The sequence below is a fragment of the Rosenbergiella nectarea genome (genome assembly GCF_900111105.1).
Taxonomy (GTDB): Bacteria; Pseudomonadota; Gammaproteobacteria; order Enterobacterales; family Enterobacteriaceae; genus Rosenbergiella; species Rosenbergiella nectarea.
This window is the reverse complement of the sequence record NZ_FOGC01000014.1, coordinates 40,152-61,779: the sequence shown is the minus strand read 5'-3', so window position 1 is coordinate 61,779 and position 21,628 is coordinate 40,152. Positions and strand designations below refer to the sequence as shown.

24 protein-coding genes are annotated in these 21,628 nt (G+C 44.1%); 11 read left to right on the top strand and 13 right to left on the bottom strand.

From position 1 onward, the window contains the following. The first annotated feature begins 43 nt into the window (after nt 1-43). Entirely contained in the window at nt 44-358 is a 315-nt protein-coding gene (locus tag BMX14_RS14750; RefSeq protein WP_092678067.1) for a hypothetical protein, read from the top strand. 19 nt (nt 359-377) lie between these two features. Here the strand turns inward: BMX14_RS14750 and BMX14_RS14745 are convergent, their stop codons facing one another. The 3 genes from BMX14_RS14745 to BMX14_RS14735 are packed head-to-tail and all read right to left on the bottom strand — an operon-like array spanning nt 378 to nt 2,990. Further along, the gene (locus BMX14_RS14745; RefSeq protein ID WP_092678065.1) at nt 378-1,442 is read right to left on the bottom strand and encodes a DUF2955 domain-containing protein; all 1,065 of its coding nucleotides are present in this window, start codon (nt 1,440-1,442) and stop codon (nt 378-380) included. Further along, nucleotides 1,432-2,493: an HlyD family secretion protein gene (locus BMX14_RS14740; protein ID WP_092678063.1), complete on the bottom strand. Its 1,062-nt coding sequence runs from the start codon at nt 2,491-2,493 to the stop codon at nt 1,432-1,434. Before BMX14_RS14740 ends, BMX14_RS14745 begins: the two co-directional genes overlap by 11 nt. Before the next feature lie 38 nt (nt 2,494-2,531). Continuing rightward, nucleotides 2,532-2,990 carry a MarR family winged helix-turn-helix transcriptional regulator gene (locus tag BMX14_RS14735; protein ID WP_092678061.1) on the bottom strand — a complete coding sequence of 153 codons (459 nt, stop codon included), beginning with the start codon at nt 2,988-2,990 and terminating at the stop codon, nt 2,532-2,534. Nucleotides 2,991-3,113: 123 nt separating this feature from the next. Here BMX14_RS14735 and BMX14_RS14730 point away from each other — a divergent pair, with 123 nt between their 5' ends. Then, entirely contained in the window at nt 3,114-3,344 is a 231-nt protein-coding gene (locus BMX14_RS14730) for an EexN family lipoprotein (RefSeq protein WP_092678059.1), read from the top strand. A 156-nt stretch (nt 3,345-3,500) separates the two neighbouring features. On the opposite strand, the gene BMX14_RS14725 is transcribed toward BMX14_RS14730, so the two are convergent. The 4 genes from BMX14_RS14725 to BMX14_RS14715 all read right to left on the bottom strand — a co-directional run bounded on the left by BMX14_RS14725 (nt 3,501) and on the right by BMX14_RS14715 (nt 5,675). Continuing rightward, the gene (locus tag BMX14_RS14725; RefSeq protein WP_092678057.1) at nt 3,501-3,908 is read right to left on the bottom strand and encodes a cupin domain-containing protein; all 408 of its coding nucleotides are present in this window, start codon (nt 3,906-3,908) and stop codon (nt 3,501-3,503) included. A gap of 243 nt (nt 3,909-4,151) precedes the next feature. Continuing rightward, complete coding sequence (locus BMX14_RS14720; protein ID WP_230527523.1) at nt 4,152-4,724, bottom strand: aspartyl/asparaginyl beta-hydroxylase domain-containing protein; 573 nt, start codon at nt 4,722-4,724, stop codon at nt 4,152-4,154. Nucleotides 4,725-4,737: 13 nt separating this feature from the next. After that, a complete protein-coding gene (locus BMX14_RS16980) occupies nt 4,738-4,893 on the bottom strand; it encodes a hypothetical protein (protein ID WP_230527522.1) in 156 nt (51 codons plus the stop codon). A 65-nt stretch (nt 4,894-4,958) separates the two neighbouring features. Beyond that, a complete protein-coding gene (locus tag BMX14_RS14715; protein WP_092678055.1) occupies nt 4,959-5,675 on the bottom strand; it encodes a nucleoside/nucleotide kinase family protein in 717 nt (238 codons plus the stop codon). Nucleotides 5,676-6,124: 449 nt separating this feature from the next. On the opposite strand from BMX14_RS14715, the gene BMX14_RS14710 reads away from it, so the two are divergent. Together BMX14_RS14710 and BMX14_RS14705 are read left to right on the top strand one after the other, a co-directional pair. Beyond that, complete coding sequence (locus tag BMX14_RS14710) at nt 6,125-6,853, top strand: nucleoside/nucleotide kinase family protein (protein WP_408011882.1); 729 nt, start codon at nt 6,125-6,127, stop codon at nt 6,851-6,853. Between the two features lie 20 nt (nt 6,854-6,873). Next, entirely contained in the window at nt 6,874-7,605 is a 732-nt protein-coding gene (locus BMX14_RS14705; RefSeq protein WP_230527519.1) for a nucleoside/nucleotide kinase family protein, read from the top strand. Between the two features lie 49 nt (nt 7,606-7,654). On the opposite strand, the gene BMX14_RS14700 is transcribed toward BMX14_RS14705, so the two are convergent. Continuing rightward, nucleotides 7,655-8,017 carry a diacylglycerol kinase gene (locus BMX14_RS14700; protein WP_230527518.1) on the bottom strand — a complete coding sequence of 121 codons (363 nt, stop codon included), beginning with the start codon at nt 8,015-8,017 and terminating at the stop codon, nt 7,655-7,657. Between the two features lie 78 nt (nt 8,018-8,095). After that, entirely contained in the window at nt 8,096-9,220 is a 1,125-nt protein-coding gene (locus BMX14_RS14695; RefSeq protein ID WP_092678053.1) for an N-acetyltransferase, read from the bottom strand. 621 nt (nt 9,221-9,841) lie between these two features. Here BMX14_RS14695 and BMX14_RS14690 point away from each other — a divergent pair. From BMX14_RS14690 to spt, 4 genes are read left to right on the top strand one after another with little or no spacing between them, the layout of a single operon-like run. Continuing rightward, entirely contained in the window at nt 9,842-11,599 is a 1,758-nt protein-coding gene (locus BMX14_RS14690) for a fatty acyl-AMP ligase (RefSeq protein WP_092678051.1), read from the top strand. After that, nucleotides 11,596-12,513 carry an NAD-dependent epimerase/dehydratase family protein gene (locus BMX14_RS14685; RefSeq protein WP_092678049.1) on the top strand — a complete coding sequence of 306 codons (918 nt, stop codon included), beginning with the start codon at nt 11,596-11,598 and terminating at the stop codon, nt 12,511-12,513. The genes BMX14_RS14690 and BMX14_RS14685 overlap by 4 nt, the downstream gene beginning before the upstream one ends. A 27-nt stretch (nt 12,514-12,540) precedes the next feature. Further along, nucleotides 12,541-12,789: an acyl carrier protein gene (locus tag BMX14_RS14680; RefSeq protein ID WP_092678101.1), complete on the top strand. Its 249-nt coding sequence runs from the start codon at nt 12,541-12,543 to the stop codon at nt 12,787-12,789. Beyond that, the gene (spt, locus tag BMX14_RS14675) at nt 12,789-13,961 is read left to right on the top strand and encodes a serine palmitoyltransferase (RefSeq protein WP_092678047.1); all 1,173 of its coding nucleotides are present in this window, start codon (nt 12,789-12,791) and stop codon (nt 13,959-13,961) included. The genes BMX14_RS14680 and spt overlap by 1 nt, the downstream gene beginning before the upstream one ends. A gap of 62 nt (nt 13,962-14,023) precedes the next feature. Here the strand turns inward: spt and BMX14_RS14670 are convergent, their stop codons facing one another. From BMX14_RS14670 to BMX14_RS14660, 3 genes are read right to left on the bottom strand one after another with little or no spacing between them, the layout of a single operon-like run. After that, complete coding sequence (locus tag BMX14_RS14670; RefSeq protein WP_092678045.1) at nt 14,024-14,578, bottom strand: YtfJ family protein; 555 nt, start codon at nt 14,576-14,578, stop codon at nt 14,024-14,026. 40 nt (nt 14,579-14,618) lie between these two features. Beyond that, the gene (locus tag BMX14_RS14665; protein ID WP_092678099.1) at nt 14,619-15,449 is read right to left on the bottom strand and encodes a hypothetical protein; all 831 of its coding nucleotides are present in this window, start codon (nt 15,447-15,449) and stop codon (nt 14,619-14,621) included. 9 nt (nt 15,450-15,458) lie between these two features. After that, on the bottom strand, nt 15,459-16,793 hold the full coding sequence (locus tag BMX14_RS14660) for a lipopolysaccharide biosynthesis protein (RefSeq protein ID WP_092678043.1): 1,335 nt from the start codon (nt 16,791-16,793) through the stop codon (nt 15,459-15,461). Between the two features lie 493 nt (nt 16,794-17,286). On the opposite strand from BMX14_RS14660, the gene lptF reads away from it, so the two are divergent. Beyond that, a complete protein-coding gene (lptF, locus tag BMX14_RS14655) occupies nt 17,287-18,357 on the top strand; it encodes an LPS export ABC transporter permease LptF (RefSeq protein WP_092678041.1) in 1,071 nt (356 codons plus the stop codon). Next, complete coding sequence (lptG, locus tag BMX14_RS14650) at nt 18,354-19,430, top strand: LPS export ABC transporter permease LptG (RefSeq protein WP_092678039.1); 1,077 nt, start codon at nt 18,354-18,356, stop codon at nt 19,428-19,430. The genes lptF and lptG overlap by 4 nt, the downstream gene beginning before the upstream one ends. A 77-nt stretch (nt 19,431-19,507) precedes the next feature. Here lptG and BMX14_RS14645 read toward each other — a convergent pair whose 3' ends face one another. After that, nucleotides 19,508-19,888, bottom strand: coding sequence for a YgiW/YdeI family stress tolerance OB fold protein (locus BMX14_RS14645; protein ID WP_092678097.1), 381 nt, complete (start codon nt 19,886-19,888; stop codon nt 19,508-19,510). A gap of 446 nt (nt 19,889-20,334) precedes the next feature. On the opposite strand from BMX14_RS14645, the gene BMX14_RS14640 reads away from it, so the two are divergent. Then, entirely contained in the window at nt 20,335-21,219 is an 885-nt protein-coding gene (locus BMX14_RS14640) for a LysR family transcriptional regulator (protein ID WP_177173178.1), read from the top strand. Nucleotides 21,220-21,628 lie beyond the last annotated feature (409 nt).

The window sequence follows — 21,628 nt, the reverse complement described above, 5'->3', positions numbered from 1 at the left end:
GCTACACTTCATCACTAAATCATGATTCTTGAGGTAGCTAAGTATGAAAATAACTGTACTGATCCTAAGCTGCGTGACGCTCTTTGTGAGCCCATTATCCTCAGCACAATGGCCACCTGAAGCCGGAGCAAAAGTTCCAGGCAATACCCTAGAGTTGCCGACGACATTAAAACCTCTCTCAGTCCCTTTAGATAAACTTCTCAATGAAGGTGCCACGTTGATTACTGCTCAGCGCGATACTAACGGACCGACGGTAACCTTGAAGAAAGGTAAGCACTATATTATGTGTAGTGTGGTGGGCGCTGGGAGTGGTGGGGACCAAAATATCGCCACCTCGCGATGCTACGAGATGAATTAAGGGACCCCAAGATTACCGGCTATTCATCCGGGACAAAACGCGTAGCGGAGAAACAATTTAAGACTTTATGCATCACGTAAGTGACAACTAGCGTCGCAAGCAGTGACATAGTGACTGAAGTCAATCGATAGAGATCACTAAAAATGATGTCATTATTAGGATGCATATACTGCCCAAAAATCAGCCCGAGAGTAGTGAGGATGGAAAAGCCGACGCCCGACCCCACCTTTTCAAAGACGTGCACTCGGGCTGCCAGAATCAATGCCAAACTCACCAAGAGTAAGAGCAGCAGTAAGTGGCGACTAAAGTCATACATAATCAGCTGAATAACCAGTGCAAAAATACAGCCAACAATTACCCCTAAGATTCGCCAAGTGGCCGAAAGGATAGCCCCCCGATAGTGCATAGGAAAGAGTGCAAAGATCCCTGCCATCAGCGCCGCTAAAGAATCACTCAAGGTATACACCTGAAATATCACGAACAGTAACGTTGCTATAACTGATGCAAGTAAGGTTTCGTGCATAATTCTTGAACTGCTCTTATTAATCGGTGCAGGACGCTGACGCGGCTCAGTGTCGGGAAAAATAAAGCAGGCCACCGCAGAAAGCACTACTGCGAGTAAACTCCCCACGATATTGGAAAACATCAGATCATTCATATCCGTGGTGGCGTAACTTAGGAAGTCAGGCATAACACTCAGACAAATGACGCCCATCGATCCAAAAAGAAACAGAGGGCCGCGACTCATCAAATAAAAGCGCAAGGTATAGAGTATAAAAACGGCCAACGTCATAGGTAGAGGGTAGTTAACTAGGAAGGTAAATAGAATCAGCATTTCTACACAGTTAATGATAGCGTTCGCCACCATTTGACGGGCGATATGTAAATTAAACATCGGGACAAGCCCCGTCAGCATGATGGGGTAGACCACGTAAAATACGCCATATTGCGTATCTATCCAGCTATGGAAAAATAATCCCATACTGCCGGCAAAAGTGATTCGCAGCATATGCCGCAGATCATTGCCAGATAGGGGTTTATATTTCGCCGGATACTGGCGTTCTAAAAGTCGACTAATAAACATAGTGTAAGAGACTTATCAGGCGGATTTGTAGGCGGCCTAAGAACGATGACAGCCCATTCCCGCTGTTGTACAGTTGAACCGTTGCTCTAGCACCGGCCGGCAGATCGAGCGGCTGGCCAGCGTCCAAAACTAGGTGGATACGCATACGCTGTGCATCACGCACCCAGCGGTTAGATTCCTGAGGCGCGGCCAGATAACCATTGATATCCTGTTGTCCTGCCATCACGCCAGCATCGCGGCTGGCAACGGTCGCTTTAAAAACTTGCCCTGGTAATGCATCGAAAACGATCTCTGCGGCGGTTCCGACATGGGTCTTTGTGAGACTCTTCTCACGAAAGTCTGCGATGATATCTGGCGTGGTATTCACTAGCGCCATCGAGGCGACACCTGCATTGGCATACCACCCCTCTTTTAATTGCAGATTACTGACCACGCCGTCACTGTCCGCACGCACCTTGGTATAATTAAGATTAAGGTTGGCCTCTTCAAGCATATTTTGATACTTCTGTAAGGTGACATTATTTCCATCCCGACTCCCACGCGAAATAATCAATTGGTTCAGTGTTGCATTCAAATTTTCAACTGTCTGCAAACCGGTCTGCCAGGTGGTATAGGCGGTATCAAGTGCTTGGCGAGAGATCAACTGATTATGATCTAATGCATGGTAGCGTTGATAATCCCGCCCAGCATTTTGGGCATCGAGTTGTGCCGCCCGGATTTTGGCGCGTGTGGCACTAATTTGTGCATCGATCTGCTGATTATCGAGGGTCGCTTGTTGGTAAGCAATGCGTGCTGAGTCAACTTGATTCTGATAAGGGCGGGGATCAATCTCATATAAAAGATCCCCTTTTTTCACATGACTATTATTGGTGACATAGATATGCGTGACATAACCCGGCGCTCTGGAGGAAACCGGGGTGACAATACGCATCACAGTAGACTCTGGCGTTTGAGGGAACCAAATATCCGCGACCAAAAAATAGCCAAACATGGCAGCAAACACAATCAGCGTAAATTTTACCCAACGAGAAAATTGTTGTTCTGGGCTCATAGTCGTTAACTCACATTCCAAAAAGGGTTTATTAGGAGCTAAATAAGCTTGCTCATATTTTCAGTTAAAAGATTCAAGGTTTGGCTAAATTGTTCCAGCTGCTCGGGGGGTAAGCCCTCGCTGACTTTACGCTGACACTCTTCTACGACGCGATTGACTTGTGCGACCTGTTGTTCCCCTAATGCACTGAGTTTGACTAAACGGATACGGCGATCGTCTGCGTCTTCTATGCGAATGATAAGGCCGCTTTCAGCAAGTTGGTTTAAGGTCCGTGTTAAAGGGGGCAGTTCAATCCCCATGGCAAAGGCGAGTTCGCTGACCGTCAGAGGGCCCTCTACCACTTGTAATTGCATTAAGACGGTCCAACGGCTTTGAGTTAAGCCTGTCTCAACCAGAGCATGATCGACTACCGTGCGCCAGAGCCTGGCCAACATGGCGAGTCGCATACCTAATGGTCGGTGAGCAAAGTTTTCAGCGTGGAATTTTTTATCGTTCATTATTTTTTTGCCTGAGTAGTGAAAGCCCATCCTATTACTTATCTTGATAACTATCAAGGTAAGTAATAAGTCACCATCAATCTTTGTGCTATGGTAAAGATAACTAAGAATAAGGAGATAACGATGGGCAGATGGGTAACTAAAGGCGTTATAGTTGTGGGGCTGTTAGCGTTAAACGGCTGTAATAAAACCTATACGCCAGCCGATTTCATGAAAGATGACGCGTTGCGGAGTAAAACGTTGACACAATGTGCTCAACAGAATGATCAGCAAAGTAAAAACTGCCTGAATGCGCAAGAGGCTAAAAGGAAAATTGACTTCGAAAGGCAAACCGGTAGGACCGATATAAAATAATCTGCTCCACTCAACTTGCACGCCTTATCAGTGAGTAAGATGAATCGTGACCAGATGGCGAAGACCTTAAGTTGTCTAGTGCTAGGGGAATTACTGCGGGACTCACAGAGATAATGTATTGAATATAGCTAAGGTAGAAGCTACCTTGGCCAAAAGTTAATCTAGCGCGGCATAGTGCGCGTCAGTAACCGGCTCTAACCACTCGTTACTCGCATTTTCGGCGGGAACGGCAAGGGCTACGTGGGCAAACCAGCTATCTTTCGCCGCGCCGTGCCAATGTTTTACCCCCTCAGGGATATTGACAACATCACCAGGCTTTAAGGGTTGTGGGGGCTCATTCCAAGCTTGATACCAACCATAGCCATCGGTCACTAATAAGATTTGTCCACCTCCGCGGTGGATATGCCAATTATTTCGGCATCCCGGTTCAAAGACGACGTTGCCAATATTCACTCCTTCGGTGGATAGCATGCTGAGATAGCTAGTCCCGGTAAAATATTGTGCAAAGGCATCATTTTTATCACCTTTAGGGAAGAGGCTGTTACCTGTAAAATCCGTGCTCATCATAGACTCCAATTAACAGTTTTTAGTTTTTTTAAAGTGTAATGGATTTGATGGAGAATATTACCCGCTCAAGTTGGGATGTGCTTATGAATCCTATTCATTAAATCGAGGGTAAATTAGGTGAATGAATATTCACCTAATAAAAAGATTAACGTTAAATAAGTATCTAAAGTCAAAAGTTAATCTACAGTCGACTGATGTTTAAATTAAAATGATTATTAATATTAATTAATTTAATCTATTTTAGCCGTTCCACTTAGCAAGGTTTTTGAGAGGTTGTTTTACATAAGGGCTAATTTTCATTAAATTGAAAAATAGCTTATTAACGAGAGTGCCTAGTTTATCCATCGGACGATCGACATCAATAAATAGTACCGCCCGAAGTTCGTCGGTATCATTCCATACTTCATGTTCGTAGAAGTCATCAAAAATAGTAACCTTTCCTTCTTCCCAATGCAGCCGTTGGTTATCGACACGAATCCATAATTTTTCGGGTTGATGTTTAGGAACGATCAGACCGAGGTGCACTCTTACCATTGCCCGGCTTGGACCACGATGCGGGACAATATGATAGTGTGGCTGTAATATTGAGAACATTGCTGTGCGCATATTGGGAATAGCCGCCAAGGCTTTCGCTGTCTGGGGACACAAGCGGCAATTAGCATCAATTCGCTCACCAAATACATACATACCGAAAGTTTTCCAGTTATTCCCTTTTGATATCCGTTTTTGATCGGGTGATATTTGATGGAAAGCGGGGATCCTTTCTGGGAATTTCAATAACTCAATAAGCTCTTCACGAATTTCGGGATACACCGCTTCGAGTTTATCAACCCAGGGGGAAATAATGATTATCAATTTTGGGTGTGGAGGGAATTAATGAGTGGCGAGATTCAAATTCGCCACTCCATCGTAGGATCTTTTTACCTAAAGAAACAATAACACGCTGGGTAAAAGGCCGTTGCTCGGCCAAATTCTCTGCCATGATAAGTCATCCTTAAATTAAGAAGTATGAATTAATTGATACCCTTAACTATGAACGCAATTGACTTAAGCGATTTCACCTTTAATGACTTTTTTAAAACCCAGCTCTGTCATAAATTCGGCGACAGAGTGATCGATTTGCGCAAGAACGAGTTCTAAAGGTTGGTCGGCATCAATATTAATGATTTTTTTGCCGCCAAAATCTAATTTAGGGGTGATATCGATTTTTTTCTTCAGTGCATCACGGTGGTGATCCGGTTTACGGGCGCAGGCCACATCCAGTGATACATTCAGTTTGATCACTAAATCTGGGCGATGTTGGGTCATCCACGTAAACGCATTCAGCTCCCGTTTGGCAATCCAATTGATCAGTGGATTTTTGGTCGCGGTGGTCGGAAGTGTGAGGCTATCATAAGCACCGGGAACTTGCAGATGCGGGTAACGGTCCGCGAGAATGATATGGCCCTGCTTACGTAATTTGAGCATATTTCGAAAACGACGTACGCGTCGCACCAAGAAAATACCCACCACTAGCCCAGAGAGGGTGGTGTGATGGGTTTTATTCACCTTAACGCGAGTTTTTTCGATCTTGTTGCCAACGGAGCGACCAATTAACGGAAGATTGGCTGCCGCTCTTCCTACGTTGCCTGCTTGTTTACCAAGATGGACATAAGAGGTTGTGCCGTAATCAGAAAGTGTACCCACGAGGTGCTCACAGACTGTTGATTTACCGGATCCATCGCTACCTATAACCGCGATAACCGGAGTGGACTTGGTGTACATAAAAACCTCGTGTTCGACACTTTAAGAAAGATAAATAGTTATTAAACAGGGCTAAAATAGCAAAATTGCATCATCTGTCTGTCACCAAAAGTGTGATAGCACAGCATTAGGTGAGGAGAAAGCGAGACATTCTGCGGAACTTGACCCTTAACGACGGAGCAGTTTATGCTGCATTGCATGAGTTGGAAACTGAATGAAAGGGGTTATTTGTAACAAAGTCCCCATTTACTGCCACAACCTGTTTAATTTCATTAATGATTTTACGCATAAATTATCGCGGGAAGCCTCCTGCATTAGGGTGTTTACGGCTTTTCAATCGGAGGTATACCCGGTGTTCGCAGAGCGAGATTTACAGATGAATAGGTAGTCGTTAAAAAGGGGAAGGGAAGACAATGCCTAGTAAATCCTCTACTATAGGACGAAATTGAATACTACTATGCGTAACAGTGATTGTGAATAATTCTACCTCATCCCCTCAATCTTCACCTATCCGTGTCATTGCTATCACAGGCTGTGATGGTTCAGGTAAATCGACACTTGCCAACCGATTGGTCCAAACTCTCGCGTTAAGGACAAAAGTAGAAGAGGTTTATCTCGGTCAATCTTCAGGCTTTATTAAGCAGAAAATTACTGAGTTACCAGTGGTGGGGGAAAAGATTGCTGCTTATTTGGTGAGCAAGTCCGATAAAGTGCACGAGAAACCCAATACCGCTCCGGGTAATGCAGAAGGAACGGTCATCTTCTTATTATCCTGCTGGCGTGCTTATAAATTTAAACGGATGCTACGCCGAGCGGAAGAAGGCGTATTATTGGTAACCGATCGCTATCCGCAAGCAGAGGTCGCCGGTTTCCGAGTCGATGGGCCACATCTTAGTAAAGCCCAAGGTGGGAGTCGATGGATTAAAATGTTAAGAAAGCGCGAGCAGCGTCTTTATGAATGGATGGCATCCTATCCCCCAGCGTTATTAATTCGTTTATCTATCGACGAAGAGACGGCTCATTCGCGTAAACCCGATCATGATATCGTCTCGTTACGCGAGAAAATCAGGGTTATCCCAACGTTACATTTTAACGGTGCGCATATTCTCGAATTATGTGGCAGAGATCCTGAAGACGAAGTATTCAAGGCTTCTTTAGAAGCTATTCATCAAACGTTTAATCTCCCTCGTTCACTCTGATAACGGTAAATAGCACTACTATGACAATTCACTCAGACGCACAGGCGTCATCTTCCTCTGCTGTAACGCCTATCGTTATCTCGCGCATGGTCGCGATTGTCGGGTGTGACGGCTCGGGAAAATCGACCATTACTGCGGATTTAATTAAAGAAATGCAGAAAATTCGGCCTACTGAGCGACGTTACTTAGGACTTATTTCTGGCGAAGACGGCGATAAAATTAAAAAGCTGCCGATTATTGGTGTCTGGCTTGAACGTCGTTTAGCAAAAAAATCTGAAAAAACACAAAGTATGCGAAGTGAAGCGCCTCCCCTATGGGCTGCTTTCATCATGTACGCTCTCTCTTGCTGGCGTTCTTCAAATTTCCATAAAGCGAAAGCATTAGCTGAAAGCGGTGTGTTGGTCATTGCTGACCGTTACCCTCAAGCGGAAATTTCAGGGTTTCATTATGATGGGCCTGGTTTAGGCGTGGAGCGGGTGAAGGGTTGGCTACTTAAAGAGATGGCGAAAAGTGAAGTGGTGATTTACGAGAAATTAGCTAATTATCAGCCTGAATTGATCATTCGTCTGGATATTGACGTCGAGACAGCCTTTGCGCGCAAACCTGATCACAGTTACCAAGAGCTTAGCGATAAGATTAGTGTAATGCGTCAGCTTACCTATAACGGTGCGAATATTTTGGATTTGGATTCAAGAAAACCCTATGAAGAAGTACTCGCCAGTGTGATAGCGGCAGTGAAAGCGGTAAAGTGAATGATCAGGGCGTTATGAATTAACGCCCAGTCTAAAATTAACGGGTCCTTTAAAAAAGGATGATCAACCAAGTTAATAGCGTTGCCACGATTGCCACCAGTTGTGCGGCTCCCGCCATATCTTTTGCTCGCTTTGAGAGCGGATGAATCTCATAAGAAATCCGGTCAACCACCGTTTCAATAGCGGTATTCAGTAATTCAATCACCACCAACATAAAGCTACACAGAATGAGTACAATGTGTTGCGTCTTTGAAAGGTCCAGCGTGAATGATATTAACACCAGCAATGTACTGAAAATGAAAATATGACGGAAGGCATCCTCGGTTTTGAATGCGTCGGTCACTCCTGACCAGGAGTTATTAATGCTGAAAATTAAGCGTTTTATACCAGTCTGTTTTTCAATCGACATCATGAGTCATCTTTAGATATGTTTAAAGGGTAGCTAGCGAGTTGGACTCGCTGCTACCACGCTAATCCGTCACAAATGCGGCTAGATTTTTTTCTCAAATAACCGATAGTTCTTGTAAGGTTCAGCGCCAATACGCTCCAGTATAGTACGCATACCTGTATTGGTTTCAAGAATCCAAGACATTTCTAACGCATCAATATTACGACGGCGGAAAGGCTCACGTAGCGCTTCGATTAAGAGTAGGGCAATGATTGGCCCGATACGGCTAAATTGGTATTCTTTCTTAACGCCCATTAACGGAACTCGTGCGGTACGTACGCCACGCACTTTTAAACGCCATAACACCTTAGCCCAACCAAAAGGCAGCAACTTGCCTTCAAGTCCGTCAATCGCTTCATTGATATTAGGTAAGCCAACGATAAATGCTGCAGGTTCACCATCAATTTCAGCAATATAAATCATATCGTCTGGCACCAGATACTTAAGCTGCTGGCCCATGGTGGCGAATTCATGTTCAGTAAAAGGAACAAATCCCCAGTTATCCTGCCAACCTAAATTGAAAAGGTTTCTCAGAATCTGCATCTCTTGGTCGAAGATTTTGCGATTAAGCGGACGGATGGTCACTCTTTTACGAACATTATCCATTAACTTGGTAAGGCCCGGTTCAAAGTGAAGATCCGTTCGCTTCATCCAATAGGCAATAAGATCGATAGCTTTGCTATAGCCCAGGTTCTCAATATGTTTACCGTACCAAGGCTTACCATGAGCCATTAAGGCAGAGGGAGGAGTATCGAAGCCATCGACCAATAACCCACTTTCCTGGTTGATATTGAGGCTGAAGGGGCCGGTAATTTGGTGAGCGCCTTGAGAAATAAGCCACTCTTCTGCGGTCTTGAATAGCGCAGCAAAGACTTCTTCATCATCAATTGCGTCGATCATACCGAAATGGCCAGTATTGGGACCATATAATTCACGATGCAGGGAATCAATTTGTGCAGTGATGCGGCCGACGACTTCAGCACCGCGTTTAGCTAACCAAGCTTGCCAAACTACATGGTCTGAGGCGGGATTCTTTTTAGAGAGATGTTCTACACGCTCGACAAATAATGGGTCGATCCAATTCTCGTCACCCACAAATAGCGTAGAAGGAAAATTGATGAAGGCTTTCAGATCCTGTTTGGACGCTACTTTTTCTATTGAGATCATAAATACCATTACTTCAAGTAATTGTTAAATTGGCAGCAAATCACTTCAGGCGATCCCTTTAAGAAACGCAGCAACTTGCAGCAATAAAGAAAGAGGAGGCTATAGACTCGGCAATGTGTTAGCATATCGAAACAGTCACGGTAGGAATTGTCAATTTATTTTTGAAAGTTAGCCTGAAAACATTCTGACATACTATTAATTTGTAACGAAATCCATGTTTTTAAAAGAAAACGTTACAGGTTAGCGGTGAGTGCGCAATTTAGTATTAAAAGTAGTGGAACGCACATATTACCTATGACATGATATTTTAAGATCTTTACAATTGCCGAGCGTTTTCAGAGCCACCCCCTTAAAACCGCACGCGTGTTTGTCTAAAATTTCAAGTAAGCATTGAGCGAACGGTTAGTACACAGACTACGTCTGCGTCATGAAACGGTGAACTCTGTTCAAGACAACGTGTCTATCACTTCCTAAGCGGAGTGAGTGATGTTTATGAATGGGTGAGCAGGCAGCGATTTATATCGTAAGTTGGAAGATGCTCGAATTACTACTTTGGTCGGGAGCTCTGTATGGAGCTTGAACTTCCTCAATATCTATTAGTATCAACAGGTGTACCACTATATGGAAGCGTCTACAACGTTTGCAACTCAATCCCATCATCAACTTCCAATCCGCTATGCAGATTTCGCAACGCTAGCTGAAGCCTTGGATTATGCAGCACTCGGTGAAACCGGCATGAACTTTTATGATCGCCGTAATAACCTGATGGCTGCAGTGCCTTACAGCGTACTAAAGGTCAACGCTGTAAAGGGTGCTCAGAAGTTGCTTTCTTTAGGGTTAACTAAAGGGGATCGCGTTGCACTCATTGCAGAAACCAGTGTTGAGTTCGTCGAAACATTTTTTGCATGCCAATATGCGGGATTAATTGCCGTTCCGCTCGCGATCCCAATGGGAATCGGTCAAAGTGCCTCCTACGTTAAGAAACTGACTGGCTTACTCAATGGGTGTCAAGCCTCCGTTGTCTTAAGTAGTAAAGAGTGGCTTCCTATGGTGAAAGAGGTGGTCTGTGACTATAACTCGCCGACGATTCTAAGCCACGAAGCTTTTGCTGAGCTTTCCTACGTTGCAGCCAGCGAGTTGCCTCAGGTCGCAGCAGAGGACATTGCTTATCTACAATACACCTCTGGTAGTACCCGCTTCCCGCGTGGCGTTGTTGTGACACAAGCGTCGGCAATGGCCAACCTCCGCGCGATTAGTCATGACGGCATCAAGCTGAAAAAAGACGATCGTTGCGTCTCTTGGCTGCCGTTTTATCATGATATGGGCTTGGTCGGCTTTGTACTGACCCCGGTTGCCACGCAGATCTCGGTGGATTACCTGCGTACGCAGGATTTTGCTATGCGTCCGATTCAATGGCTAAAACTGATCACTAAGAATAAAGGGACAGTATCGGTTGCTCCGCCTTTCGGCTATGAAATTTGTCTACGTCGAAGTAACGAGAAAGAGTTAGCGGAATTAGACCTCTCGACTTGGCGAATTGCCGGTGTCGGGGCAGAGCCTATTCCTTCTGGATTACTGGACCGTTTTACCGAGCATTTTAGCCAAGTTGGCTTTGGCGAAGAGACCTTTATGCCTTGCTACGGGCTTGCGGAAAATACCCTCGCTGTCAGTTTCTTCGATAAAGCAACGGGCCCGCGTTATAACGTAGTCGACCGCTATATCTTAGAATATGAAAGCAAAGCTGTGCCGCCAAAAGACGATACTGCTGCACAAGCGGTTTTCGTAAACTGCGGTAAAGCGATGCCTGGACATGAAATTGTTATCCGTAACGAAAGAGATGAGCCGCTTCCAGAAAGAAGTATCGGCCATATTTGTATTGCCGGTCCAAGCTTAATGCGCGGCTACTTCCGAGATAAAGAGTCGCATCAGCAGATTCAAGAAAAAGGCTGGTTGGATACGGGGGATCTTGGCTATTTGCTCGACGGTAATCTTTATATTACTGGACGTAAAAAAGATCTTATCATTATCCGTGGACGTAATATCTGGCCACAAGATATTGAATATATCGCAGAAGCTGAACCAGAAGTGCGTTCCGGTGATGCGATCGCCTTCATGACGAATCAAGAACATGATGATGCTGAAAGGATTATCCTGCAGATTCAGTGCCGAGTGACCTCCACTGAACGCCGTGGTCAAATCGTTCATTCACTCTCATCACGTATTCGTAATGAATTTGGTGTCTCGGTAGATGTTGTTTTGGTCCCGCCACACAGCATCCCCCGGACTTCCTCAGGTAAACCGGCACGAGCGGAAGCGAAAAAACTTTATTTAAACCAACATTTCGAGCCTCAGTTACAACTTGCTGGAAATAAACAATGATCCAAACTGTTGCCTTGACGGGTGCGACCGGCTTTATCGGTTCCCATATTGTCGAGAAACTGTTATCGGCTGGTTTTCAGGTGCGAGCGCTCACCCGCTCGCCATCGCATAATACAAACCTACCCGGCATGACATGGGTACGCGGCTCATTAGAAAATGAGTCGTCACTGGTCGAATTAGTCACAGGGGCGGATGTAGTCATTCACTGTGCAGGCCAAGTGAGAGGTAAAAATTTCTCAACCTTTACGCAGGCAAACGTTGAGGGAAGTTTACGTTTACTTCGCGCAGCAGAAGAGGGTACCAGTTGTAAGCGATACCTCTTTATTTCATCACTGGCTGCTCGCCATCCACAGCTTTCATGGTATGCCCATTCCAAAGCTCTCGCGGAACAGCAACTGGTGGCACAAGCCTCAAGCGTTTCAATAGGGATTTTCCGGCCAACTGCTGTGTATGGACCCAGAGATAAAGAGCTACACCCTGTTTTCTCTTGGCTGTTACGCGGTTTACTCCCTCAGACAGGTTCCTCAGCGACACAATTATCTTTTCTGCATGTTTATGATTTTGCAGAGGCTGTGGTCAAATGGATCGAGGCGAAAGTCGAGCAAAGTGAGCCTTACGAACTCTGCGACGGACACCCTTCAGGTTACCGCTGGCAAGATCTCCAAACTATCGGCCAATCTATTCGTCAAAAACCGGTCAAAGTTATAAAAATCCCTCTACCGTTACTCAAAACCATTGCAACGCTCTCGACTCAAATTAGCCGTTTGTCCGGTAAAGAACCGATGCTAACGCAGAGTAAAATCGGCGAGTTGACGCATAGAGATTGGTCAGCAACAAATGTTACGATAACTCGTAATATCGGTTGGACACCAAGTATCCGCTTAGAACGCGCGTTACGCGACGGGCTATTTTGATTTACATTTCTAGGTAAGAAGATGGCAATGGAAAATAAACAGCAACTACTCGATTATGTTATTGATTGTCTTGGACAACTCGTCGCCGAAGGTAAAACCGTTAAGCCTGACAGTGATTTAGTTAACGATCTCGGTTTAGAGTCAGTGAACGTCATGCGTTTACTGATGATGTTGGAAGATGAATTAGATATTTCAATCCCGATCAATATCCTGATGAATGTGAAAACACCAGAGCAGTTAGTGGCTGCCATTGAACCCTTAATTGGAGAGCAATAATGGGTTTATATGACAAATTCACCCGCTTTGTTGAAGAGCGTCAAAAATTCCAAGTATCGGGCATTAATCCTTTCGGAACCTGTATCGATGAAATCTATTCAGCGACCGAAGGACGGATCGGCGATAAAAGAATAATCCTCGCAGGTTCAAATAATTATCTCGGCCTGACTTTTGATGCTGAAGCAATTCAAGAGAGCCAAGAAGCATTACGCTTACAAGGAACGGGTACGACCGGTTCTCGTATGGCGAACGGAACCTTTGGGTCGCACTTAGCCTTAGAGCAAGAGATCGCTGCGTTTTTTGATTTATCTACCGCAATTGTCTTCTCTACCGGTTACACCGCAAACTTGGGTGTGATCAGTGCCCTGGCTACCCCGGACGCTGTAGTCATTATCGATGAAGACTCACACGCCAGTATCTATGATGCCTGTGCATTAGGTGGCGCGCAAATCATCCGTTTTCGACATAACGATGCTAAAGACCTCGAACGTCGTATGCAACGTCTAGGTGAGAAAGCGAAAGAAGCGATCATCATCGTTGAAGGTATTTATAGTATGCTGGGTGATGTCGCACCACTGAAAGAGATTGTCGACATTAAGCGCCGCTACGGTGGCTATATCCTTGTCGATGAAGCACACTCCTTTGGCGTGATGGGCGAAAAAGGCCGCGGTCTAGTTGAAGATCTTGGCGTCGAGGCCGATATCGATATCATTTTGGGGACCTTCTCGAAGAGCCTTGCTGCTATCGGTGGTTTTGCGGTAGGGGGTAAACAGCTGGATGTATTACGCTATTGCAGCCGCCCTTATATTTTCACCGCATCACCATCACCCGCGAGTATTGCCTCAGTCAGGGCCTCGTTACGACAAGTGGGTCACTCGAAGGCATTACGTGAGAAGTTATGGACTAATGCACATCGTCTGTACAAAGGCCTCGCAGATCTCGGCTATAAGCTTGGTGAGCGAGTGAGTCCAGTCGTTCCTGTGATGATCGAATCTAAAGAAGCAGGACTCGAGATGTGGCGTGCATTGGTCGAGAAAGGTGTCTATGTCAATCTGGTTCTACCACCAGCGGCACCTTTCGGTATGACACTATTACGTTGTAGCGTCAACGCTGCGCACAGTGACGAGCAAATCGATGCCATTATTCGTGCTTTTGCGGAGCTAAAAGCGTAACACTTTGCCGTAATTCTTTATGCTAAGAATTACGGCAATCAATTCCCTCAGTGCCTTGCAGCCTATTGTGCCACCAGTTCGCGAAGTAATTGGATCACATGGCTCACTTCAGCATCCGTCATCGGACCATCTTTTTGCCAGCGCACCTTGCCTTGCTTATCCGTTACTATGATTGTCGATGACGCCGCGGGTAATTGCCAAAGAGCCTTACCCTTACCGTCACTATCAATCACAAATTGAGCCCAAGGATATTTACGCTGATTTTTCTCGATTTTTCCCTGTACGAACAGTCCCGTTCCGAATAATTCGTCGTCCGCATTCACTATCGTCACGGGCTGAAAATAAGCGGTAGGCAACTGTGCCGCCTTGACTGCTTTAATCATGTCGCCGTTTTGTTTCTTAGCTGAACTTCGACCCGCGATATATTGAATGATCCGAACTTTGCCCAACAACTGTTGGCTATCCCAAGGTCGATAGGTAATAGTATTATCGCTAAGGATAAGTTGACCTTTATCGGCTACCGATAAAGGTTTTACAGGTTGGCCAATAATAAAATTATTAGCCATCGCGAGAGTAGGGAGCAGTGATAGTAATACAGCGACAAATTGACGTGTCATCTTTCTATCCTCAATAAGAGAGCCTAATGGGTATTACTCGTTATGAGGCTCTGACAATTTTCCCTACCAGTTGTTCCAGACAATCCCGGATATGACTGTCCAAAGGCGTTGGCGTTTCATATTCTCGAGTGCCTGACAGTTTATCGGCCACCATTTCATCATGCTTATCCCCCATCAGGCCATTAATATTGGCGAGAAAACGCGAGATAGCATAGACACGAGGTGTATTATTTTCGATAGATCGCTGTGTATCGAAAAAAGAAACCTGCTGGCTGACAATCTTTCTTATATCGTGGAATTCAGTACCCGTGACCATCGGTTTATTCAGCATGTCCGTCAGTTGACTCATTTGCTGTGATACATAGCGTTGGTAACCGACTTCGTTATCAACCTGTAGTCGGTTAAGCGATCGTTTAACCCAATTCCATACCGGACGACTTAATAATATCCGCAGCATTTTACCGTAATACTGGACGCTTTTCTTATCACCATTCTTAAAGCCATCTTGTAGATGCCCTAAATAGACCGTCGTCGCTTTAAATATTTTGTCAGCATCGTGATGACGACTATATAGACGTTGCGCAAAGCGCAAATGTTTGTAACGCGCGCGAATAAATTTATATTGTTTACGCTGAGCTTTGGTAAGGTCTTGACCGGCTAAAAGTTGATTGATTAATCCTAGCAGCTCTTGGCGAGTGAAGCCTTCCTCCCACAGTTGTAAACATAATGCATAATAATCCCGAATATTTTGCTGTGAAGTACCGAGTTCTATCACAGGTAAATCCGTGGTTTCGTCATTAATAACGTCATCTTCATCAATCGCTAAAAATAAGCGATCGACGACCTCTTGAGGATATTTCTTCCAACTCATACTATTCATTTATGCTGTCTCAAGCGGTTTATGATAAATCAGCGAACTTCGCCGACGATAAGCTAAGAGTGTTGGGAAGAGGGTGAGTATAACTTCTGACGATTGCCCGATTAAATAAGCGACGGCAGCGCCCTCTACGCCATAGAGGTGGGATAATAACATTAACAAGAGGATATATGATCCCGCTGCAATAATTTGTACGCCCAAATAAACGCGCTGTTTACCCGCCATTAAGAGTAATGACTCTTGGGGGAAGCCCATCATAGAGATAACAATTGCCCCTAACATAATCTGTATAAGGCCGTAGGCTTCCAGATATTTTTGGCCAAAGACGAAAGCAATGACTGATCCGCCCGCTGCGTAAACAATCAACGCGATTATTAAGCCCAGTCCTCCTGCAAAGAGAGACGAACGGATCCCTAATAGCCAAGGCTTTGATGTCCGCGGGTCTAGACGCATAATTTCTGGGTAGAAACTTTTCTCCAATAATTTAGCGGGAGTCCCGGTCGCATCGAAAAACGTCATCGCGATTTTGAAGAGCCCTGCCGCACTAGGACCGATAAAAATCCCGACGAGAAGCGTGCTGCAAGAGTTTTGCGCCGCCCAAATAGAGTGAGCGAAATTGGTTGTCCAGACGAAGTTCCAACATCCTGGAATACGTTTGCTCGCTTTGAATAGAGAAGGTCGTAATGCATTGTGCAGGTTAATTCTTTTAAGCTCTTGTCGAGCAAACCACCAGAAGAGTGATCCCCCAAATAGGTTAGCCAAGTACCAAGAGACGACGAAACCTGCAAAGCCAAGGTTACCGAAATATGAAATCAGGCTTCCGATAGCGATTAACAAGGGTTTGACGGCCTGTTGGATAGCAATAAGATCGAATCTATCTAAGGTCCTTAGGATACCTGTTGGGGTGGACGAGGCCATCGACGGGATCAACGTACAGTAAAGTAAGGCGAGTTTAAAGGAGGTCGCATCCAACCCTAGAGAGTGTGATAAGAAAGGCAGCAGTAGCATACCGCCGGCGATTGCAACCACGCTACTGGCAATATCGAGTCCAAAGGAAAAGGAGACCACATCACGCAGGCGTTGGTGATTACCATCAGTGTGTGCGGGCGCACCATACTGCACGACGAATTGCCAGGTTTGAAACTTCACAAAATCGCTAATGGCTTTGGTATACGACTGGATGACAACCAAGGTCCCAAACAACTGGGGAGTCATGCCTTTACCTGCACAGGAGAGTGCTAAGAGTCCTAGGAGAGCACTGACCACATTTCCCGAGAGTAAATAGACGCTGTTTCGAAGAATAGTGCGGAAAGCACCGTCTGAAAACCAATTTTTCATTAAGACCAACTCTAAGACAGTATTAAATAGCGATTAGGTATGACTTCTTCAGGCCAATCTAACAAGGTGGATTATTCGCAACGCTGATGGCGGAGGGATCCCAATTGGAAATGAAGGAGTGATGCGATCCTTTTTACCATGCACTTAAATGTTATCTCAGTGTCACAAAGGCATTGCCGCTTCAATTTCGAATGCAGCATGATAAAGCATTCACACTGTATTGTTAAGCTTCCCTATTGTAGACCAGCGCGTCAGATCTCCAGAGCCCCTTACTCGCGGTTGACAACCTGACGAATCTGCAAGCATAAAGTAAACGCCGTTTATCGATCTTTTTTATTCTAGTAACAGTATAATGGTTAAGTTGAACGGTTCATTGATTCGCTATGTGTTAACATTCATTAACCAGCCAGCCTTCCCCCACCCTTAGTGGCTGGGGGAGGATGAATAGAAATTTACTCGTATTGAGAGCGTACTGCGGGGTTAATGTCAGGTTATGTATTTGTTTGAGCGTTATGTCATGAAAGAAACGCGCAACGTCGTCTTGATGATTGTCGGTTTCTTAATTTTTATATTCACTATTTATTCCGCTCAACGTTACCTCACTGATGCGGCGAATGGGATCCTTGCGCTAAAAGCGGTGTTTGTTATCGTCTTTTATAAGGCATTAATTGCGTTAGAAATGTTGTTACCGATAGGCCTCTACGTGGCAACGGCAATCTCCTTAGGACAACGTTATAGTGACTCAGAGATCACCGCGGCTTTGGCGGCGGGCATCTCACCCTTACGATTGTATCGCGGTATTTTATTACTGGCGATTCCGGTCGGCATCGCATGCGCCATACTTTCCATGTATGGCAGACCTTGGGCCTACGCGCATATTGATCAATTGATGCAGCAGTCGCAATCCAGTTTCGATGTGAGTCACTTACAAGCGAATAAATTTAATATTGAGGACGACGGCACCATGGTCCATGCTCAGACCATTACGCCATCCGATAACCATATAAAGAATACCTTTATCTACACAACTGATAAAGGTGTAACCAAAGTGTTCCGCTCGCAAGTTGCTAGCATAGATAATACCCGACCGCAGAGCCCTATTGCTCACTTACAGTCAGGTTCAGCCTATACCTTTGAACACGGCTCGAATAACGATAGCCAACAAACTTATCGTAATTTAGCCATCAACTTGAAGCCAGCGGCTGATTATGAGGGAGTCCGTAGTAAAGCGAAATCAATGCAGACACTGGATCGCTCGCGTGATCTATCCGATATTGCCGAACGGCAGTGGCGCCAGACACGCGGGATTAATGCGGTGTTGATGACATTACTGGCAATCCCACTGAGTCGGGTTCGTCCTCGTCAGGGCCGTTTTTCAGTACTGCTCCCTCTAGCCCTCGTATTTATTGTGATCTTCTTTGCCGGCAACATTTGTCGGACTCTGGTAAGTAACGGAATGCTGCCCCCTGTTATCGGGGGATGGTTAGTATCTTGGGTGATGTTACTCGGTAATCTATATTTTTGGGTCAGAGACTCTTCACTATTAAAGAAGTGGTTTAAATGAATATCTTCTCGCGTTATTTAATCCGCCATTTATTCATCGGCTATTTCGCGGCGGCGCTTCTGCTCGTCCCGCTGTTCACGCTTTTTGACTTTATCTCGGAACTCGAAGATGTTTCTACTACCTATAGCTGGGGGCAAGCACTGCTAGTCGTTGTCTTACTCATCCCTCGCTGCTTAGTCAATTTAAGCCCCTTTATCGCCTTATTAGGGGGCATTGTTGGCTTGGGGAATATGTCTAAAAATATGGAACTGACGGCTATACGTTGTGCTGGCTTCTCTATTTTCAGCATTGCAATTGTAGTACTCATTTCCGGAGCGATGTTCACAGCGTCCTTGGCCGTGGTTGACGAATGGGTAGCCTCCCCCCTACAGCAGCAAGCGCAAGTGCGTAAAGAGACGGCGCTGGCAGAGAGCCAAGACAGCGATCTTAAAAACAAGACGATTTGGGGTCAGCAAGGGGAAGAGTTCGTCCGTATCGACCACCTCGATAAAAGTGGGCAACCACAGAATATCGAGATCTTTGATTACAACAGTGATTTAACGATGAAGAATTACCTCTTCGCTGAGTCGGCGACCTACGGTGAGAATAATGTGTGGACGTTGCATAACGTAAGACATACGCAATGGCACGAAGAAGGGCAGTCTACAAGCCAACAAACAACCATGGCTTGGCACTCTATCTTTAACACTAATAACTTAAAGCAACTTCAATTATCCACTGAGAGCTATTCAATTCCGCAATTGAAGAATTATATTCATTATTTAAAGGACACCGCTCAGCCTTCTATGGAATATCGTTCCGCATTATGGCAAAAATTGGGGCGGCCTATCTTGGTATTGGCCATGGTATTGCTGATCATACCCTTCACCTTTGTTAACGCCCGTGACACAGGAATGGGTAATCGGCTATCGTTAGGAGTGATAGTCGGATTGGTCACTTATATCATCTATCAGATATGTATTAACCTCGGATTGATCTTCGCTATCCCACCGTTAATCGCGGTGGTTGTGCCCCCGATCCTGATGTTGGTCACTTCAATGGTGTTGGTCTATCGTTTCAATAAAAAGAGATAGGGAAGAGTATTTCGATAAAACGTGGAATGCTTTTTAGAGACGCCTCACTGTATTTTGCGGTGAGGCGTCTAACACCCTTATTTAACTAAGGTCACTCTTTTCACATCGATATCGACCTTGTTCCCATCTTTATCGACTTCACCCTCAAGTCTTACAGTGTCATTCGGTGATACCGACTGACCCATCCATTTATGATCATCAATCTCGACAACAACCGTACCGGTACTGTCTTTAAATTCATAATGCTCATGACTGATCTTTTTAGTGATCTGACCTTCTAGCATAACTTTAGTATCGTCTTGCAGAGTTTTGGACTGCGCTACAGTGAAAGTCTTATGTGGGCCATTAAAGCCACCGTGTTGTTGGTTTTCGCTACCAGGACCGGTAAAACCTGCTTGTTGCGCAAGGACAGGAAGGGTCAAACTCGTCAATAATGAAAATAACAATAATTTTTTCACGTCTATCTCCTCATTGAGTTGTACAAAAAGGATAGCAGTGACTTGTAACAAAATTTGAAACTTTCTCAATCCTTTTTTACTTTTGTGATCGACGCGACTGATTGCTGTAAAAATCCGAACATAGAGTTCTTCAATGCCCTCTAAGCGCTTCTTCACCACCCAAAACTAAGCTCGAGGTTTATATTGACTTCTTGAAACTCCTCGATCTACTCCAATCAACCGGTTAATTTTGATAAAAAGTAAATAATTTCTATCTAGTAAGAATAAAAATCATTATCAAATTTATGCAAAAAATAACTAGCACTACTCCTCAAGTTGTTTATTTATAAGCAATAAATAGTACATTCCAATTTGGAAAATCTGTTTTTACTGATACTGTGTTGACCGTTTTTTTATATTTGAATATATTGCAACTCAGTTTTAGATAAATGTCAGGAATAAAAAAAATGAAGTTTTACCTTAAGGATTTTTGGATTTTTATTTCAATCGCAGAAACCAAAAGCCTTTCGAAGACCGCATCGCAAATGGGAATGAGCGTTTCATCAATAAGTAAGAGGCTAACTCGTCTAGAAAGTTATTTGCAGATGACCTTATTTGAACGAACCACGCGTAGTATAAAATTATCTCCCATGGGGGAAGTTGCTTATGAGAAATCACTATTAATTACCGATGAATTCCAACGATTCATTGATGAGTTAAAGTCATCAAAATCTACTCTAAAGATATCTACACCTCATCGCTTTATTGAGTCATTTTTGATTGATTGGTGTTATGAGTATTGTAGGAATAAGCCGAATATTGATATATCTGTAATTGAGAGAAAAGAAAGTATGGATAGTTTGGATATTGATGAACTATTTATTACAAATCGAAAATCAGGCTATCCCTTGGCAATACATAGGCAACTTCACCCAGTGAAGAGAGTCATTTGTTGTAGTGCAGACATGGACGAAAATGTAGCTATTTCAACGCCTGATGATTTGAAGGATTGTTCTACTATATATTTCATATCTAATGAATCTGAATATGATATTGAATTAATAAGAAATGGAGATTCTTATAAATTTATCAATGATGGATTACACTTGTCGTCGATTGAGGAATCATTAAAAATGGTTTTAGAAAAGGGGTGTGTACTTGTGGGGATCCCTTTTATCCATATACGACAATTAGTCAAAATGAAAAAGATTAAGGTGATATTGAGTGAATGGGAAATGAAAGATCTTAACTACTATCTAGTATGGAAAGAAAGGCCTTACTTCAAAAAAGAGCTTACGGAGTTTTTGAATTATATAGAGTATAAGTGGAAAGAAGGCTGTGGAGTGTATTGATTTAAACTTAATTCAGAGTATTCTGGATTCTCATTTAATGAACATACCTTTCTCCTTTATTAACTTTTCCAATTAGGAAAAACTAAATTTCCAAAATAGGACTTTTATTAGGGAATGGTGTTGTGTATATTACTATGAAACGGAGTGACACAAGCTATATTTACAATATCCAGAATGGTTATTTATTCTATGTGGTGCTGCGAAATTATTAATTTAGTGCTTTGTAGATTATCTCGTGGCTTGGCTTAATTTTAATTGTTATACCTGTTCTGCGACTGACAGTGCTATTCGTAAAGCTAAGGATACTTACGGTCCTCAATGTTATCGTTGACAACATTGAGGTAATGCTATGGGTAAATTGGAATTACTATACGAAGATGATTGATGATTGATGATTGATGATTGATGA

Excerpts from the sequence above, each read along its gene's own strand:
- BMX14_RS14680 (WP_092678101.1), top strand. The coding sequence starts at position 12,541 with ATGGAAAATAAACAGCAACTACTCGATTATGTTATTGATTGTCTTGGA.
- BMX14_RS14705 (WP_230527519.1), top strand. The coding sequence starts at position 6,874 with ATGACAATTCACTCAGACGCACAGGCGTCATCTTCCTCTGCTGTAACG.
- spt (WP_092678047.1), top strand. The coding sequence starts at position 12,789 with ATGGGTTTATATGACAAATTCACCCGCTTTGTTGAAGAGCGTCAAAAA.
- BMX14_RS14725 (WP_092678057.1), bottom strand. The coding sequence starts at position 3,908 with ATGAGCACGGATTTTACAGGTAACAGCCTCTTCCCTAAAGGTGATAAA.
- BMX14_RS14670 (WP_092678045.1), bottom strand. The coding sequence starts at position 14,578 with ATGACACGTCAATTTGTCGCTGTATTACTATCACTGCTCCCTACTCTC.
- BMX14_RS14740 (WP_092678063.1), bottom strand. The coding sequence starts at position 2,493 with ATGAGCCCAGAACAACAATTTTCTCGTTGGGTAAAATTTACGCTGATT.
- BMX14_RS14685 (WP_092678049.1), top strand. The coding sequence starts at position 11,596 with ATGATCCAAACTGTTGCCTTGACGGGTGCGACCGGCTTTATCGGTTCC.
- BMX14_RS14715 (WP_092678055.1), bottom strand. The coding sequence starts at position 5,675 with ATGTACACCAAGTCCACTCCGGTTATCGCGGTTATAGGTAGCGATGGA.
- BMX14_RS14665 (WP_092678099.1), bottom strand. The coding sequence starts at position 15,449 with ATGAGTTGGAAGAAATATCCTCAAGAGGTCGTCGATCGCTTATTTTTA.
- BMX14_RS14745 (WP_092678065.1), bottom strand. The coding sequence starts at position 1,442 with ATGTTTATTAGTCGACTTTTAGAACGCCAGTATCCGGCGAAATATAAA.
- BMX14_RS14690 (WP_092678051.1), top strand. The coding sequence starts at position 9,842 with ATGGAAGCGTCTACAACGTTTGCAACTCAATCCCATCATCAACTTCCA.
- lptG (WP_092678039.1), top strand. The coding sequence starts at position 18,354 with ATGAATATCTTCTCGCGTTATTTAATCCGCCATTTATTCATCGGCTAT.
- BMX14_RS14730 (WP_092678059.1), top strand. The coding sequence starts at position 3,114 with ATGGGCAGATGGGTAACTAAAGGCGTTATAGTTGTGGGGCTGTTAGCG.
- BMX14_RS14750 (WP_092678067.1), top strand. The coding sequence starts at position 44 with ATGAAAATAACTGTACTGATCCTAAGCTGCGTGACGCTCTTTGTGAGC.
- BMX14_RS14735 (WP_092678061.1), bottom strand. The coding sequence starts at position 2,990 with ATGAACGATAAAAAATTCCACGCTGAAAACTTTGCTCACCGACCATTA.
- BMX14_RS14660 (WP_092678043.1), bottom strand. The coding sequence starts at position 16,793 with ATGAAAAATTGGTTTTCAGACGGTGCTTTCCGCACTATTCTTCGAAAC.
- BMX14_RS14695 (WP_092678053.1), bottom strand. The coding sequence starts at position 9,220 with ATGATCTCAATAGAAAAAGTAGCGTCCAAACAGGATCTGAAAGCCTTC.
- BMX14_RS14640 (WP_177173178.1), top strand. The coding sequence starts at position 20,335 with ATGAAGTTTTACCTTAAGGATTTTTGGATTTTTATTTCAATCGCAGAA.
- BMX14_RS16980 (WP_230527522.1), bottom strand. The coding sequence starts at position 4,893 with ATGGCAGAGAATTTGGCCGAGCAACGGCCTTTTACCCAGCGTGTTATT.
- lptF (WP_092678041.1), top strand. The coding sequence starts at position 17,287 with ATGTATTTGTTTGAGCGTTATGTCATGAAAGAAACGCGCAACGTCGTC.
- BMX14_RS14700 (WP_230527518.1), bottom strand. The coding sequence starts at position 8,017 with ATGATGTCGATTGAAAAACAGACTGGTATAAAACGCTTAATTTTCAGC.